We start from the raw sequence: 17,053 nt of genomic DNA, 5'->3' as shown, positions 1-17,053 counted from the left end.
CTCAGCTGAAAGGGCCCGAAGTCGCGCGTGCCGGCGCTCACCAGAACGCGACCGTGCCGGTGAAGGTCGTCTCGTAGCCGGGGGCGCGCAGCTGCAGCTCGTCGGCGTGCAGCTGGCTGCTGCCGGCGGCGCCGAACTCGGCCGTCAGCGTCGCGCTCGCACTGATGCCGGTGTCGATCTCGACCAGCAGCGGCGCCTGCGCCGCTGCGATCGGTCTGAAGCTGCCATTCCACAGCGGCGCGCCGGCGTACGTGAGTCTCACCGCGACCTCCTGTTCCTGCGGCTCGACGGTGAAGCGGAACGGCCCGAAGTCGCGCTCGATCATCTCGCCGGCGGCAGGTCGGTGACGTCGGCCCGCCGCAGCCGCAGACCGGTCAGCTGCAACAGCGGCACGCGGCTGCGGCTCAGGGTCGGGAACAGCGTCAGCGTGAAGCGCAGCTCCCCGTCGCCCGGCCCGTTGGCCTTGAACCAGTCGACGACGAAGCCGGCGACGGTTCTGACGAACGCCGGTGCGCTCGCTCTGTCCAGCTCGGTCGGGGTGCCGAGCAGGATCGGCACGACCGCTGCCGGCAGGCCGTCGCCGAGCGTCTGCCCGAACTCGGCGTCGAAGCGCACGAGCAGTCTCGCCCCGGCCGCGCTGCCGATCAGCGCGTCCGCCAGCCGCTGCAGGTGCGTCGCGAGCGGCTGTCTCGGCGGCGCCGAGAGGCCGGCGACGTCGATCTCGCCGTCGCGCTGCAGCCGCGGCGTCACGCGCGAGGCGAACTTGATCTCCGGCGTCTGATAGACGAACACCGGCGTCGTCGGGATCACTCTGCCGTCGGGCGCGCGCACCAGATCGCGGTTGCGCAGCACCCGCAGCGCCGACCAGGCGTTCTCGAACGCCGCCACGTCGAGCCCGTCGCCGAGCCCGGCGAACTGCGGCGTGCGCTGGCGCAGCGTCGTCGAGGCGCGCGTCCAGGTCAGCAGCGCGCCGTCTCTGTCGGCGTACTCGAACGTGTTCGCGACGCCGCTGACCGGCTGCGCTCTCCAGACCGTCTCGCCATCGGCGATCGTCAGCAGCGGCGGCGGCAGCGGCACCTCTCTGCCGGCTCTCGGGTCCCAGATCACGGCGGTCTGCGCGCCCGGCGTGCGTATCGCCTGCAGCACGTCGGCGTCGCCTCTGCGCTCGGCGATCGAGAAGTCGATTCTGCTGCTGTCGGCGCTCGCCAGCGCGGTCAGCAGCCGCCGCTCCTGCGGCTGCGCGTGCCACGTCGCCCACGCCTGCGGCAGCGGCTGCAGCAGCCGCAGCAGGTCGGCGACGAGCCGGTGGGCGCGTCTGTAGCTCTCGCTGGCCGGGTCGAGGTCGAGTCTGTCGGGCACGAGCACCTCGACCAGCACCGGCAGCAGCTGCGGCCAGATCGCGACGAAGCGGGCGAGGTGGTCGAACAGGTCCAGCTCGCGCGCCGCCAGCCGCAGGTTCGGCTCCTCCTCGGAGAGGTTGAAGAGGACGGAGGCGTCGATCGTGTCCTGCGCGATCACGTCCTTCTCGTAGGTGAAGCCGTACTGCCACGCCTTCGCGTGCGCGAGCCGCGTCGCCGCGTCGCCCTCGTCGGCCGGCTGCGGATCGGCCTCCTGCGCGCGCAGCGTCGGCGGCGTCGGCACCTCGCGCAGCACGACCGGGACGTCGACGTCGCCGATCGAGAGGTCGATGCGCGGCGCGCCGGCCTGCTGCGCGGAGAACGGGATCACGAGCGCCAGCCACGAGGAGGCGAGGTAGTCGCCGTCGATCCCGCGCTCGATCTCGTGCTCGATGTTGGAGAGGCTGAAGTCGAGCGCGAGCGGCAGGCTCGTCTGCGCCGCCGGGTCGACGACCGTCAGCGCGCTCGTCACGAACGACGCCTGCGGCGCCAGCTTCGGCCGCGCGACCGTGAACGACCACGGCTGCGCCGGCTCGTCGGCGCCGCGCGTGCCGCCGCCGCGCGGCGTGACGTCGAGCGGGCCGTACAGGCGCGGCGCGTAGACGCCGCTGCCGGGGGCGTCCTTCCACGGCGAGGAGACCGTCGCGGCGTACTGGCAGATCGCCGTCACGACGTAGGCGTTCTCGGCCCGCGACAGCACCTGCTGGCGCATCGTCTCGACCGCGTCGTCGAGCGGCCGTCTGTCGTCGCGGGGGAGCGGCGGCTGCGTCAGGATCGGCTGCAGCGTCCCGGCGATCGCGGCCGCCAGCCGCTGCTTGACGTCGAGCATCCCGGCCAGCAGCCCCGCTCTGCCCGGGTCGACGTGGTCGAGCAGGAAGGTCGCGGAGGCGAAGTCGGGCGACAGGAAGCGGTCCAGCGCGGCGAGCGCCTGCCGCCCCCAGGTGTCGAGCGCGACGCTGGTGAAGGCGGTCTCGGCCGGTCTGTCCCAGGCGACGCCCGTCTGCGGGTCGAACGGCAGCAGCGGCACGTCGCCGCGCGACAGCAGCACGTTCGCGAGCGGGCGCGGCGCGTAGTAGCGCGCGTCGCCGTCGATCGCGATCGCGATGCCCGGGTCGCCGGCTCTGCCGGGCGCCGTCCGCAGCCGCACGATCCAGATGCTGTCGGCGTCGGCCGACTCGCGCTGGGAGCGGCCGGAGGCGACCTTGAGGAAGACCGGCGCGGCGGCGTAGGCCTCCTCCAGCGCCTGCGCGAAGGCCGTCAGCGCGTGCGCTCTGTCGCTGTTCGCGTCGACCTGCGGCGCGATCGGCGTGACGAGCCGCTCGGCCGCGCTGCCGCGGAAGTCGTCGTCGACATCGGCGGCGGCGCGCGCCAGCGTCAGCTCGACCCGCAGCGCGAACAGGTCCCCCGCGTTGGTCGCCGCGACCGGCAGCGACACGGTCGGCGCGACCGGCGGCGCCGGCGCGCTGGCGGGGTCGGCGGCGAGCGCGGCGAGGTAGGCCGCCGCGGCGCTCGCGAAGGCGGCGAACGGTCTCACGGCGAGCGCGTGCGCGGTGGCACCGTCGAGCGTCGTGGCGACGCTCGCGCTGACGCGCGGCGCGCTCAGCTGGCGCGCGAGCTGGCGGTAGGTGACGGCGTCGGCGAGCGCCCGCTGCTGCCAGACCGGGACTCTGTCGGGATCTCTCGTCGGCGACGGCGGCGTCGTCGGCGTGTACGACGACGGGTCGAAGTGGAAGGTCAGCGTCAGCGCCGGCGGCGCGCTGCCGCTGCGCGCGAAGGCGTAGCCGGCGGCGACGCTCGGCCAGCCGCCCGGCCCGATCAGCGGGTCGCGGTAGGCGACCCGCAGCGGCGCGTCGTTGGCGATCTGCGGCGGCGCCAGCCGCGGCTGCGTCATCGCCGAGGCGGCGACGTTGCCGAACATATCGCGCGGGGCGAAGCGGACCTGCGCCCAGCCGCCGACGCCGCCGTACGGGTCGGGATCGGCCGGGTCGCCGCCGGTCGCGCTGCCGGCGACGAAGACGGTCTGCTCGTAGTGCCAGCCGGTGTCCGCGGCGGCGGCCGCGAGCAGCGCCGCGCGGGTCGCTCTCGCTCTGCCGCCCGCGCGCGTCGGGCCGACCGGCAGCGCGTCCGTCGTGGCGCCGAAGGAGACGTTCTGCGCGAGCCCGAAGCCGAGCATGTTGAACAGCCGGCCGAGCGCCGCGGAGGCGTCTCTGGCGCTGTCGTCGATCGCCGTGCGCGTGAGCGTGAAGCCGACGTTGCCGGGCGGCAGCGTCGCGACGCGGTCGGTCAGCCGGTCCTCGAACGCGAGCGTCTGGCCGCTCGCGAAGCGGATCGTCGCGCCGTTGTCGGCCGCCAGCCGCGCGACGCTCGCGCCGAGCCCGTCGCGCACGGCGGCGAGCGTCGGGTAGGTCGCGGCGGCGGCCTGCAGCGGCGGGATCCGCAGCAGCGTGCCGGCCAGCAGCGGGCTGAAGCCGACGCCGGGGTTGAGCGCGACGATCGCCTGCGCGGCGACGCCGTAGCGGCTGGCGATCTGGTCGAGCGTCTCGGTCGCGGGATCGCTGCTGGAGGGACCGCGCACCTGGTGGCTGAGGCCGTCGACGGCCAGCGTCACGCCGGCCGCGAGTCTCAGCCGCGCGACCTGCTCGGCGAGCGCCGAGCGCTCGATCCGGAAGCGCGCGTCGAGCGCCTCGAGCGACTCGTCGCTCGTGATCAGCTTCGCCGGCTGCGCCGCCGCGACCGCGGCCAGGTCGACGTGGGCCGGGTCGAAGCCGTCGCCGACCAGCACGACGTTCGCCGCGCGGTGCACCTGCCGCCGCTCGCTCGCCGGCTCGTGCAGCACGAGCACGCTCAGCGTCGCCGTGTCGCCGCCGGCGAACAGCGCCTGCGGCAGGCTGCTGCCGTCGCTGCGGCGGTAGGTCAGCATGAAGCCGCCGGCGCGTGTGACGCTCGCCTCCCACAGCAGCCGCAGGAAGTCGTGCGGGTCGTTCAGCAGGCCGCTCGTCGGCGGCGCCTCGCGCACCGCCGCGGCGCTGACGCCGACGCCGGGGTTGGTCTCGGTCGAGAGGTTGGTCTTGACGAGGTAGGTGCGCGCGTCGTCGAGGCCGAGGTCGACGTAGCCGGCCGGCGCCTGGCCAGTCGCGTCGGCGCCGGTCAGCAGCGCGATCGAGGCGATCGAGACCGGGTCGGCGGGGTCGATCAGCGCCTCCAGTGCGGCCGTCGCGGCAGCGCCGCCGCCGAACACCTCATAGGTGTCGGGCAGCTCGGTCCCCTGCTTGATCGTGACGTCGACGAGCGTGCCCCAGCCGTAGCGGCGCGGCGCCGTCACCTGCGGCGGGACGCCGGCGCTGGTCGCCTCCAGCGCGAACGCCGCCGGCAGCTCGAACGGCGCCGTCAGCGCCTGCGCCAGCGCGCTCGGCACGAACCACAGCCGCGGCGCGCCGGGCGGCTGTCTGCCGCCGTCGTCGAACGGGTACGCGGGCGCCACCGCGGCCTGCAGCGGCGCGGTGCGGCGCAGCGTGAAGCGGCGGCCGCGGTCGCCGAAGCCGGGCAGCGGGTAGATCGCCTCGACGCGCGCCGGCACGCCTCTGGCGCGCGCCTCGGCGGCGAGGTCGGAAGCCGTTCTGGCGATCCCGGCGAGCGGCTGCGAGACCGACGACTGCTGCGCCGGCTGTCCGCCTCTGAGGAACGCGATCCACGGCGGCAGCGTCCCGCCGAGCGACAGGACGGCATCGCCGCTGGTGTCGGCGGGCACGTCGAACTGCTGGCCGTTGAGGTCGTAGAGGGCGGTCGGCGAGCCCAGTCTTCTGTCGCTCGCGGGCGCCGGCGGGCGCATGCCGTAGAGCAGGAAGCGGGCGCTGGCGCCCGACAGGTGCGGCGCCGCCTCGCGCGCCCGCATCAGGCCGATCACGTTCGTCACCGGCAGCGCGGTCAGGCCCGGCGCGGTCAGCGTCAGATCGCCGTGCGGGTCGTCGAACAGCGCGCCGAGCGTCGCGACGTCGGCGGCGACCGCGGCTGGCGCGAGGCCGAAGGCGTCGGCGACCGCGGCGAGCGTGTCGCCGGCGAGCGCCGGGTACGCGATCTGCGGCAGCGTCAGCAGCGACAGCGGCAGCAGCGCGGTCGCGTCGTCGGCGAGCGCCTGCGCCAGCAGCGCCGCGCTCCAGCCGGGCTCGGCCGCGACCGACGCGAGCGTGTCGAGCTCGCCGACCTCGTGTCTGACGCCGCCGGCGGCGAGCGTCGCGCCGAGGCGCAGGATCCCGCGCACGTTCGCGTTGGCGGGGTCGGTCACGAGCGCGAGCCCGCGGTCGGCGATCCCGAAGCGGCTCAGCAGGCTGGCGAACGACTCGTCGGCGGCGAGCTGATGACGGACGTCGCGCAGCGTCAGGATCGTGCCGGCGCGCAGCGGCAGGCGCGCGTTGGCGGCCCCGAGCGCGACCGCGTCGATGCTGTTGCCGAGTCTGCCGAGTGCCTCGGCGATCGTCGCGAGGCTGCGGCCGCCGTACGGCTCGGCGTAGTCGTCGAAGGCGTCCAGGCCCGCTCTCAGCATCCCGCGCGCGAGCAGCAGCACGAAGTCCTCGACGATCGCGGCCGAGTAGGAGGTCGTCGGGTCCTCGACCCGCAGCAGCTGCGCATGCGGCGGGCCGCCGTCGAACCGTCTCGCCAGCTCGTCCTGGTAGCGGGCGGCGATCCGCTCGAAGTACGCGCGCAGCAGTCTGAGGTAGTCGTCGTCGACCTGCAGGCCGTCGGCGAAGGTGCGGTCGACCGCGCCGGCTCTGAGGTGGAGCTGCGGGATCATCGGGAACGGCGCGGCGCTGTCGAGGCTCCCCTCCAGCGCGCTGACGCTGAATCTCAGCTGCGCGAAGAGGCCGGGCACGATGTCTCTCGCGTAGGAGAGCGGACGCTCGGCGGCGGAGTCGGCGAGGCGCGCGAAGGCGGTCGCCAGCTGCGCCTGCGTGAAGCCGCCGGCGGCGAACTCGGCGAGCGTCGGGCTGCCCTCGCCGCTGCCGCCGAAGGCCGCCGCGGCCCACACGAAGACCGTCTCGGCGAAGCGCTCGAACGAGGTCGCGGCCGGCTCGCTGCCGTCGCGTCTGGGCGGCGTGTCGGGGTGCGGCGCATCCATGTAGAGCATCGCGACGAGCTTCGCTCTCGTCGTCGCGCTGTCGGCGGGATCGCCGGCGACGGTCGGCTGCAGCGCGAACGACAGTCTCACCTCGGTCCGCTCGTCGTTCGGCGCGGGGGCGGCGAACGGCGCCGTCCGCACGGCGCCGGTCAGCAGCCGCGGCGTGGCGGCGCGGTCGAGCAGCCGCGCGCGGGCGCCCTCGCCGTTGCCGACGGCGCCCCACGGCGCCGCCGTTCTGGAGCCGAGCGTGAACGACTCGCGCACCGTCATCGAGAAGGTCAGGTGGATCGTGATCGAGAACAGCCACAGGTCGATCTCGACCGACAGCGAGACGTCGACCTTCGCCTGGAAGGCGATCAGCAGCGGCTGGTGCGCCTCGATCACCGCCTGCAGCGAGATCGTCACGGTCAGGTTGACGCTCGCCTTGACGATGGCGAAGTTGACCGACCCGTAGATCTTGCCGATGATCCCGATCGTTCCGGCGACGCGGTAGTAGTAGCTCTTGCCGACGTCGCCGCCGCCGAGCGCTGCCAGTGCCGTCGTGACGGCCTCGTCGCCGGTCCGCTGCACCAGCTCGCCGCGCGTGCCGGCCGGGTTCCAGGCCGCGATCACGCCCTCGACGATGCCGAAGACGGTGAGGCTGATGCCGGCCGTCAGGATGCCGGCCGATATGTCCTTGCCGAGCCCGAGCTGGAGCCCGAGCCCGAACTCGATCACCGGGTCGAAGGCGCCCGGCTGCGTCGGTCTCGGCAGGCCGGTCGCGGTCTCGCCGCTGAGCTTGCCGAAGTAGAAGCCGCCGGCGCCGGTGAAGGGGAAGTACTGGATCCCGAACGAGCGGCTGAAGTCGCTGTTGTAGGGGAAGCCGAAGTCGACTCTGAAGTCGCCGTTGGTGTAGACGTCGAGGCCCAGCTCCGGCAGCGTGATCGCGAGCGCGCCGAACTGCAGCATCCGCATCGATCTCGGCAGCGCGAGCCGTATCTGCCAGACGCCGATCGTGTCGGTGACCTTCTTGTAGAGGATCTCGAACGCGAGCCCGTCGAAGATCGCCGCCTTCTCGCCCGCGAGCGCGATCCGCAGCCCGTACAGCGCCGGGTCGACGAAGACGACGGCGATGTCGACCGTCTCGCCGACGAACAGCACGTGCAGGCCGACCAGCCACGGCGAGGAGGCGCTGAACGTCGGGCCTCTCGGCAGCCCGTCGCCGGGCGTGTCGTCGAAGGAGGCGAGCAGCTGGATCGCGTCGAGGATCGTTCTCGATCTCTCGATCCCGGAGACGGTGACGCGCTGGCCGAGCGCCAGCAGTCTGAGGTCCAGCGGCGCTCTGCCGGGCGGCGTCGGCGGGCCCTGGAGCGGGTCGAAGGCCGGCACCGTGCTGCCGTCGAGGAAGGTCGCGTCGAGTCTGACGACGACTCTGTCGCCGGCCTTGCCCAGCTCCAGGCCGGTCAGCTTCAGGAAGCCGAGGTCCAGCGGCTGCGACAGTCTGTATCTGACGCTCACCTGGGCCGGTCTTCTGCTGAAGTCGAAGACGATCTCGAAGCCGCGCAGGCTGAGCGAGTCGAGCAGGTTCCACGGCGGCGGCAGGCGGTAGCCGTCGTCGCCGATCACGAGCCCGACGAGCTGCCCGAGCACGCCGCCGAGCGTCGCCTCCCCGACGGAGAAGGTCAGCACCGATCTGGTGATGTCGTAGTCGGCTCTGAACGGACCCCAGCTGACGCTGACGAGCTGGCTTCTGCCCGTCGTGAATCTGTAGCCGAGCGTCACGCGCGCGCCGATCCCCGGGATCGTCGTCGCGAACGAGAAGCCGCCCTCGGTCGACGGGCTTCTGCCGGCGGTGTGTCTCAGCTGCGCGTCGGCGTCGAGCGTGTAGGTGCCGAGGAAGCCGAGGTCGACGTCGCGCAGCTGCACGGCGGCGCCGGTCTGCAGCCAGCCGGCATCTCTGCCGCCGGTGTGCGCGGCCAGCAGCACGTTGCTGATGCGGACCTGTGCGAGGAAGTCCGGCACCTGCGCGCCGGGGAACAGCTGCTGCAGAAAGTCCTGGATCGAGACGGAGGCGCTCGGCGGCATCGCCGCGCGGAAGTTCCAGCCGCCGCCGGTCTCGTAGTCGGCGGTGACGGTCAGCGGGAAGCCGGCCAGCAGCAGCGCGGCGTTGAGACCGGCGCCATAGGTGCGGCCGTCGGTCGTCGCCGTCGAGGTGAGCGTGAACTGGACCGCGCCGAGCACGAACAGGCCGTTGCCGAACGGGTCGAGCGTGCCGTCGCCGGCGACGAAGAAGGCGAAGCTTCTGCGCGGCGCGTCGAGCGACAGCGCGAACTGGGTGAGGTCGTAGCTGACGCTCGACGGCGGCGTGACAAGGCCGCCGGTGACCGTCGACAGCAGCTTCGCCAGCGGCACTCTGCCGCTGAAGGAGCCCCACAGCTGCAGCTCGGTCGATATCCCGACCTCGAACTCGCCGTCGAACAGCTCCGGGTAGAACTGGAACCAGGCGATGAACTGCAGCTCGTTCGACCAGCCGTCGGCCTCCTTGCGCAGGAACCAGATGACGTCGAACTCGTCGATTCTGAACTGGTCGAACAGCTGCAGCGGGGCGGTCGAGCCGACGCGCGTCGTGAGCGTTCGCAGCTGCGGCGGGAAGGCCGTGGTGGTGCTCGCCTCGAGGTCCTTGAAGCCGACCGACTGGAGCGCGCTGCGCAGCGGGCCGGGCACGCCGGCTCCCCACGACTGGCCGCCGACGAGCTGGAACAGCTGGTCCGGCGTCAGCGGGCGGTCGTCGGGCGCGGCGAGCGCGAGGACGGCCTCGCCCTGGTCCTCGCGCAGCTGCGTCGTGAAGTCGAGCGGCGGGCCGTTGGGAACGGACAGCCGCATCCCCAGCACGAGCACGATCGAGCGCGTGCGCGCGGCGCCGACGTACTCGACGCGCAGCTCGACGAACGGTCTGTCGACCGTCAGCGGGCCGATGCTGACGAGCGTGCCGTCAAGCTCCGCGCGCAGTCTCAGCGCCGGCATGCGCGGGCTCGCGGCGAGGTCGAGCGGGCCGGCGAACGGGAAGCTGTCGCGCGCGAGCGTCACGAACCGTCTCACCTCGGCGACCGGGCCGGCGGCCTTCAGCAGCATCGCGAGGTTGAGGCCGGCGGCGAGCATGACCGCGCCGACGCCTCTGGCGTCGTACGACGGCTGCGGCTGGGCGGCGAAGACGAACCCCGGGGCGCTGTAGGTCAGCCGTTCGAACGGGTAGCCGCGCATCGCTCTGAAGCTCGACTGGAAGGTCCATCTGCTCAGGCCCAGCTCGGCCGTCACGAGCAGCCGGTCGCTGCCGGCCGGCAGCCGCAGCCGCAGGTCGACCGGCGCGCCGGTCAGGTTCAGGCCCGCGAAGCTCGATCTGCCGGCGCTGATGCGCAGCTCTTCCCCGCTGGGATCTGGGATCTGGGCCGGCGTGATCGCGAGCTTCCACGCCTCGCCGGGACCGAGCCCGAAGGCGCTGCGGACGAGCGCGTCGTAGCCCGCGTCGAGCGTCACGCCGGTGCCCGGCGCGGTCAGCGTCGCGCGGTCGAGCGTCAGCGTCCCGCCGGCGGCCGCTCTGCGCAGCGCTGCTGTCAGCTCCGCGAGCGCCATCAGAAGTCGAACACCAGCGGAAGGTGGTCGCTGACGCCGTAGACGAGCCCGTAGTTGTCGATCGTGCGGAAGTCGTCGACCTCGTCGTCGAACGTGATGCCGTCCGGGTCGTAGCCGTTGGGGACGTTGATCGTGTTCGGGTCGTTCAGCTCGCTCGGGTAGGCGTAGTGGCCGGCCGGGACGGCTCTCGGCGCCGCGACCGCGTTGTAGGGCGCGCCCGTGACGATGTTCGCGATCGTCGCTCTGGCGACCGCGCCGCTGCGCACGAAGGCGTTGTCGATCGAGTCGTAGACGCCGTACCAGTCGGCCTCGGTCGTCGCGTAGCCAAAGGCCGGGTAGCCGTTCTCGTCGGAGGGCGTCGCCTGTCTGACGCCCATCTGGTGGGTTATCAGGTAGCCCTTGGCGGGATAGGTCGTCGGCATCGCTCTGCCCGCGTTCTGCGTGATCACCCGTCTCCACGCCGGGGCGGGGAAGTTCGCGTACGCGGCGCCGGTGGTGACGGCGTCGAAGAGGCTGACGTTGAAGTCGCCGACGAAGACCGTCGTCTCGTTGGCGTGCAGCGCCTGCACCTCGGGCAGGCCGCCGGCGGCGGCGGTCGCGACGACCGAGGGGGCGTTGACCGGCCCCGGGAACCCCCACTGGCCGGGCGCGGCGTGGAACGCGACGATCTGGAAGTCCTGGCCGGCGGCCGAGTCGAAGAAGGTCGTGCGGAACGGCGAGCGGGTGCCGAGGCCGCCGAAGTCGCGGACGGCGCCGAAGGCGTCTCTGTAGCGCCACTGGGCGGCCAGTCTGCGCTCCATCTGGCCGCCGTTGTAGCGGCTCCCGCCGGGGACTCTGCGGTTGTCTATCGGCTGCGAGAAGGCGTAGCGGTAGGCGGCCGGGTAGAGCCCGGCTCTGCCGGCCGCCACGCCCGGCCCGGCCCCTCCCGGCCAGCGCCACGGGCCCGTGAACCACAGCGTCGGCGAGCGGCGGTAGAAGATCGCGATCCCCTCGCCGGCGTTGCCGAGCCCGCTGATCACCGGCGGCACGAGCGCCCAGTTGTTGTCGTCGTAGGTGCGCAGGTGGTCGAGCAGCAGCATCGTCCCCGGGTCCGGCAGCAGCTGGCCCTCGCCGATGTTGCCGGCCGGGCGCGCCTCGACGATCACGATGAAGTCGGGGTTGTGGGCGGTGATCGTGTCGAACAGCACGCGCCGGTAGTTGAAGGCGGCGTTGCCGCCCCAGCCCTCCTGGTCGTCGCCGACGCGGCGGCGCTTGCGGGCGAAGAACTTGTCCGCGCTGAAATGCTGGACGTTCCAGTAGACGAGCTTCTTCGGCATCAGCCGCCTCCCCCGGTCAGCAGCAGCGCTCCGTCTCTTCTTCTTCTCTCGCGGTTGACGGCCGCGTACCAGCCGACGGTGTCGCGCTGGTTCGGGTCGGGGTTGCCGAAGACGATGAACGCGGTCGACGTCCCGGGCGGCAGCTTGACCCCGAGCAGCGACAGCAGCACGTTCGTCAGCCGCAGCACGAACGTGCCGCTGCCCGGGTCTCTGTAGAGCAGCAGGCGGTCGATCGTCAGCTTCAGCACGCCCTGCAGCGAGAGGCCGCGCGAGGTCGGGCTGGCGCCCGGCAGCGCCAGCCCGAGCGCGAGGCGGAAGCTGTTGCCCTGGCTCGCCGGGCCCCATGCGAGCAGCAGCTGCGCGCTGAAGCCGGCACGCGCGGCGAGCGCGCCGGCGCTGCCGAGGTCGAGCGTGAAGACGAGCCCGTGCCAGGCGTCGCCGAGCGGGGCGCCGGGCAGGCCGAGCGGGCTGACGGGCAGGTAGCCGAGGTCTGCCGGCGGCGTTCTGCCGGCGACGATCCCGGTCAGCGTCAGCGGCATCCGCGCGAACAGGCTCGTCGCGCGCGCCTGTGCGACGGTCGGCGCGAACGTCATCTGGTCGATCAGGAAGGCGAAGCTGGGCGACCCCGGCGAGGCGGTGTCGAAGCTCATGTCGAGGTGCAGCTCGCCGAACGGCAGTCCGCTGCCGGTCGGGTCGGGCCCGGCGCCCGTGCCGCCGAACGACAGCAGGTCGAACGGCACCCGTCCGCCGCTGCCGTCGTCGACCTCGGTCGTGGCGAAGTCGAGGAAGCCCTGGAAGGAGAAGCGCGACAGGACCGTCCCCGCGGCCGGCGCGCGCAGCGTCGAGAAGGTCGCGCGCACGATCTCCAGCGAGCGCCACAGGTTGGAGACGAGCCCGAAGCGCGCGTCGGCGCCGGTCGCGAAGACGTAGATGCCGACGCCGTCATGGTTCTCGTAGGTGCCGTCGAGCACGAGCGAGCTGCTCGGCGCCGGCTGCGCGTTGAGCGTGAGGCCGGAGACCTGCTCGCCGAAGAGACGGTCGAGCGTCACCTGCGCCTTGCTCGCGAAGGCGGTGACCTGCGCGTTGACGAACAGCGTCTTCAGCGACAGCACGCGGAAGGCGAAGTCGTCGGTGCCCGTCACCGGGACGGGGAGGTCGGGGCTGGCGCCGGCGGCGAGGTTGGCGGCGTAGTCGGGGTCGACGTAGTAGACGGTCGCGAAGACCGAGCTGTTGCCGTCGGGCGCGAGGCGGCCGCCGGCGGTGTCGACGAAGCTGAGGTCGATCCCGACGTGGTGGGCGTTGAAGCGGTCGGGGTCGATGCCGGCGGCGAGCCCGCGCAGCTCCTGCGGCAGCAGCGTCGCGTCGGCGTCGGCGCGCAGCGCCAGCAGGCCGCGCCAGCTCGGCGAGGTGACGGCCTCGACGAAGCGGCGGAAGTAGTCGCCGTCGGGACCGGCGGCGAGCACCTTCGCCTGCTCGATGTAGTCGCGCAGCCAGGCCGCGACGTCGGTCGGGTCGCTGTTGAAGTCGCCGGCCGCCGTCCAGCGCGCGACGTCGTCGACGCGCGCCTCCAGCGAGCCGTCGCAGAACTTGAAGATCAGCACGTTGCGGTAGTCGCCGGGGTTGGAGCCGCTGCCGACGCGGATGTCGAACGGCCAGCCCTGCGGCGCGAGCGCGTCCTCGAAGGTCGTCTTCCAGCCCGGCTGCGGCGGCGGCGAGGTCGAGCCGACCAGTCTCCACGGCGTTCTCGGCTGCGTCACGACGAGGAACTGCTGGTTGGTCTGGAAGGCGCCGCGGACGCTGTCGTCGGGGTCGGCGAAGGCGAGCGTCGTGACGGTCGGGGGCACGCGTGCGGGGTCGGGCGACCACGACGTCTGGCCGAGGTGGATCCGTCTCCAGCTGCCGTCGGGGCCGAGGTCGAGGATGAAGCCCTGCGGCGTCGTCACCCGTCTCGGCCCGTCGCCGCCGGACGGTCTCGAGCCGCTGCCGGCGATCCGCGCCCGCCGCTCGACCGACAGCACGGCGCGCTCGAGCCGCGCGACCTGGGCGGCGTCGAACGTGTCGGGACGGCCGCCGAAGGCGAGCTGGGCGTACTGCGCGAGCGGGTAGGAGGCGCTCGCGCGCGCGTCGCGCAGCGCCGCCGCCGGCGTCTCGGCGTGGACCAGGTAGGGCACGTCGGCTCTGTCGCCGTGGGCGTAGAGGGCGGCGCCCTGCGGCTGCGCGAGGTAGAGCGGGGCCGGGCCGGAGGGATCGCCGGCGCTGGTCACGGTCGCCCACGCGGTCAGGTAGTCGGCGGTCAGCCGCGGCGCGCCGGCGGGCGGCGGCGGGCTCTCCAGCAGCGGCGAGTAGGCCGGCTGGTCGGGGTGGAAGGTCAGCAGCGAGCCGGGCGGGTCGACGACGATCTGCTCCAGCGGAGAGGTGCCGCACATGACGCGCTCGGCCGCCGGTCTGCTGTCGCCGGGGAGCAGCGCGTAAGGGCCGCTGGGGGCGAGGTAGACGAGCTCGCGCTGGTGGCTGCCGGGGCTGTCGACGGTGACGCGGTCGCGCTGCAGCACGAGCTGCGCGCTGCCGGCCAGCGGCCGGATCCGCAACGGGTGCAGCAGGCCGTCGCGCAGCGCGCTCTCCATCGGCGCGCAGACGCGGCCGTCGCGTTCCGGCTGGCCGCGGAAGGTGAAGGCGGTGCGGTCGCGCGCGAGCGGCCGCAGCGGGTCGAAGGAGACGTCGAAGGGGATCGCGGCGCCGTCGAGCGGCGGGCCGAAGAGCGGATAGCGGAGGCTGACGATCCGTCTGGCGGCGCCGCTGCCGATGCCGCTGAACCACTTCAGGCCGACGTCGAGCAGGGTGAAGTCGTCGCGCTCGGGCTCGCGTGCGACGCGCAGCTGGAGGCCGAAGCGGAGCGTGCCGCCGCCGGTCCCGGCGAGCGGCACCGCGACGTCGCCGCCGCCGTCGAGCGGGCGCGTCGCCGCGCGATACTTGTTCGCCAGCAGCACGACGCCGGCGTCGCCGTTGGGGGCGAAGCGCAGGCCGCCGCCGTCCAGGTCGAGCCGCAGATACGCGGAGTTGGCGATCGAGATGCCGAACTGCGAGGCGACGATCGCGGTCTCGCTGCCGGCGAGGCCCTGGACGACGCCGGGCCGCTCCGCGTCGGTGGTCGAGAAGGCGACCGAGCCGACGGCCGCGGCCGGGATGGTCGGGTCGCCGAAGAAGAGGAAGCGGTAGGCGAAGTCGCCGAACGCGCGGTTGCGCTCGGCGACCGCGCGCTCGAAGCCGTCGAGCCACGACGCCTGCGCGGCCGGCGGCGCCTGCGCGAGCACGAAGCAGCCGCCGTTGCGGCCGCCGCGCGGGTTGCCGAGGTAGTTCGACCACGCCTGCGCGAGCGTCAGCTCGGCCGGCTGGTCGGCGGCGAAGGCGACGAACGCGACCCAGCCCGGCCCGGCGCTGCCGGCCGGGCGGGCGTAGAGCGTCGCCGTCGCGGAACCCGCGACACGCTGGAAGAAGGCATCGGCCTTCGGCACGGACACGTCGCGGACCCCTGCTCGGCGATCGGGTTCGTCGGATGGTGGGTGGTGTGAGGAGCTGCCGCCGCCGTCAGGCGGCTACCAGGAGCCGAGCACGCCGTTGAATCTCGGCGAGCCGTTGGGGCCCTTGAAGCTGAGGTCCTGCGCGATCAGCGTGCCGGAGGTCGGCGGCGAGTTGAAGCCGGCTATGACCTGGCCGTTGAACGAGTACGTCCCGTTGTCGCCCTGCATCTGCTGGGTGCCGTTGTCCGGGTCGAACATTCTCTGGTCGAGCAGGGCGCCGCCGCCATAGACTCTGACGGTCAGCTCGCCTCTCGTCTCAGACGGGGTCCACTCGACCTTGAACTGGCCGGCGAACGTCCGTGAACCGCCCACCGTCACTGCGACGGCGCCTGCCTCGAGGTCCTGCGCGCTCATATCGCGTCCCCTGCTGGTTGTAGGTCCGACGATCCACCAATCGATGGACCGTCGGCACGTGCGGGCGCAACCTACCAGTCAGGAATGTTCAAACGCAACCGATGCTGGACGTTCGTTGAACTGTTCTTCAGTGAATCATTTGTCGTGCATATGCGCCATGCCACCGCCGGGCGGCGGTGTCGGTCTGGCGCCTCTGCGGATGACGTCGACGGTCTGCATCATGCCCGCGTCCTCGTGACCGAGGATGTGGCAGTGGAAGACGAAGTGGCCGGGGAAGTCGTCGAACGGGTTGAGGATCACGACCCGGCCGCCGTTCTTGGGGATCACGACGACGTCCTGCAGCCCGTTGGCGTGGAACGGCTTGCCGTTGACGCTGACGACCTGGAAGTCGTTGACGTGGATGTGGAAGGGATGGTCCTCGTTGCTCTTGTTGACCAGCGTCCACTGCTCGACCGTGTTGAGGATCGGCACGGCGTTGTTGACGTCCGGGTTGAACTGTCTGCCGTTGATCAGCGCCTCGAACGTTCTGCCCGTGCCGAAGCTGAAGACGAACGTGCGCTTGCGCGCGATCGGCCGCTTGCCGAGCGGGGTCGAGGGCGTTCTGAGCCGTCTCGGGATCGCCGGGTGGGCCGCCGCGCCGGTCGCTCTCGGGCCGGTCACGGTGACCGACGCCAGCTCGACTCTCGGCTGCGCCTCGAAGCCCTCGTCGTATCTGAGCGTCTTGAACTGGTAGCTGCCCGGTCTGCCGCCGGTCACGAGCACGTCATAGCGCTTGCCGGGCGGCAGCACGAGGTGGCTGGCCGGGTGGACGTTCCAGACGGGCGAGCCGTCCTCCGCGATCACCTGCAGCGTATGGCCTTCGAGCGCGACGTTGTAGAAGAGGTCGGAGCCGATGTTGCCGATCCGCCACAGCTGCGTCTCGCCCGATCTGAGCGACAGCTTCGGTCTCAGCAGGCCGTTGACGAGCCGCTGGGTCGGGCCCTGCGGGTCGATCTGCTCGGCGTCGTCGACGACGCCGCCGGTCGTCTGCAGGTCGCGGATCGCGAGCTGGCGCTCCTTGATGCCGCGCAGCCTTCTCGGCAGCAGCTGCTTCAGGTCCTCGACGATCAGCAGGCCGGAGAGGCCGCCCATCACCTGGCCCTCGGTCAGGCCGTGGAGGTGGACGTGGTACCAGTAGGTGCCGGGCGGGTGGTCGCGCGGGAGCGTCACCTGCGACTTCACAGTCGTGCCCGGTCTGAAGGTGCGGAAGACGTTGTCGCCGATCCCCTTCGGGCTGACGTGCAGCCCGTGGAAGTGGATGTTCGTGTCCTGGTCGGTCGCGTTGACGAGCAGCGTCTCGATCGTGTCGCCGGGCTTGACGTGCAGCGTCGGGCCGACCAGGCGGCCGTTGAACGGCGTCGCCACGACCGGCGCGCCGGAGACCTCGATGCTGCCTCTCTTCGCCTCCAGCCGGACCTTCAGGCGGCCGTTGCTGGCGTGCAGCTGGACCGGCTCTCTGAACGGCAGCCCGGCCTTCGGCGTCCAGTCGACGGCCGGCGTCGTGGTCGTCGCGGCGGCGTTGACGGCGTCGGTCGAGCCGATCGTGCCGCAGGCCGAGAACAGCAGCGCCCCCGCGAGTGCGAGGGCGCCAAGGAGGAAGAGCCGGAGGCTCCGGAAGCTGGCGCGCATGGCGCGCACCCTATATCT

General features: G+C 72.6%; 6 protein-coding genes. All 6 read right to left on the bottom strand.

The window, feature by feature from the left end:
* Positions 1 to 37: 37 nt before the first annotated feature.
* A complete protein-coding gene (locus Q7L73_RS04125; RefSeq protein WP_304689599.1) occupies positions 38 to 325 on the bottom strand; it encodes a hypothetical protein in 288 nt (95 codons plus the stop codon).
* Positions 322 to 10,119 carry a LysM domain-containing protein gene (locus Q7L73_RS04120; RefSeq protein ID WP_304689601.1) on the bottom strand — a complete coding sequence of 3,266 codons (9,798 nt, stop codon included), beginning with the start codon at positions 10,117 to 10,119 and terminating at the stop codon, positions 322 to 324. The genes Q7L73_RS04125 and Q7L73_RS04120 overlap by 4 nt, the downstream gene beginning before the upstream one ends.
* Positions 10,119 to 11,435 carry a hypothetical protein gene (locus Q7L73_RS04115; RefSeq protein WP_304689603.1) on the bottom strand — a complete coding sequence of 439 codons (1,317 nt, stop codon included), beginning with the start codon at positions 11,433 to 11,435 and terminating at the stop codon, positions 10,119 to 10,121. Before Q7L73_RS04115 ends, Q7L73_RS04120 begins: the two co-directional genes overlap by 1 nt.
* Entirely contained in the window at positions 11,435 to 14,953 is a 3,519-nt protein-coding gene (locus tag Q7L73_RS04110) for a hypothetical protein (protein WP_304689605.1), read from the bottom strand. Before Q7L73_RS04110 ends, Q7L73_RS04115 begins: the two co-directional genes overlap by 1 nt.
* A gap of 75 nt (positions 14,954 to 15,028) precedes the next feature.
* On the bottom strand, positions 15,029 to 15,367 hold the full coding sequence (locus tag Q7L73_RS04105; protein WP_304689607.1) for a hypothetical protein: 339 nt from the start codon (positions 15,365 to 15,367) through the stop codon (positions 15,029 to 15,031).
* Positions 15,368 to 15,502: 135 nt separating this feature from the next.
* Positions 15,503 to 17,035: a multicopper oxidase family protein gene (locus tag Q7L73_RS04100; protein WP_304689609.1), complete on the bottom strand. Its 1,533-nt coding sequence runs from the start codon at positions 17,033 to 17,035 to the stop codon at positions 15,503 to 15,505.
* Between the last annotated feature and the right edge of the window lie 18 nt (positions 17,036 to 17,053).

Origin of the sequence: Conexibacter sp. CPCC 205762, from assembly GCF_030646155.1 — a bacterium.
In the GTDB taxonomy this organism is placed as follows: Bacteria; Actinomycetota; Thermoleophilia; order Solirubrobacterales; family Solirubrobacteraceae; genus Conexibacter.
This window is presented reverse-complemented; position numbering and strand designations above follow the sequence as displayed.

Bases quoted from the DNA above. Each gene is read 5' to 3' on its own strand.
- Q7L73_RS04120 (WP_304689601.1), bottom strand. From the start codon at position 10,119: ATGGCGCTCGCGGAGCTGACAGCAGCGCTGCGCAGAGCGGCCGCCGGC.
- Q7L73_RS04125 (WP_304689599.1), bottom strand. From the start codon at position 325: ATGATCGAGCGCGACTTCGGGCCGTTCCGCTTCACCGTCGAGCCGCAG.
- Q7L73_RS04100 (WP_304689609.1), bottom strand. From the start codon at position 17,035: ATGCGCGCCAGCTTCCGGAGCCTCCGGCTCTTCCTCCTTGGCGCCCTC.
- Q7L73_RS04115 (WP_304689603.1), bottom strand. From the start codon at position 11,435: ATGCCGAAGAAGCTCGTCTACTGGAACGTCCAGCATTTCAGCGCGGAC.
- Q7L73_RS04105 (WP_304689607.1), bottom strand. From the start codon at position 15,367: ATGAGCGCGCAGGACCTCGAGGCAGGCGCCGTCGCAGTGACGGTGGGC.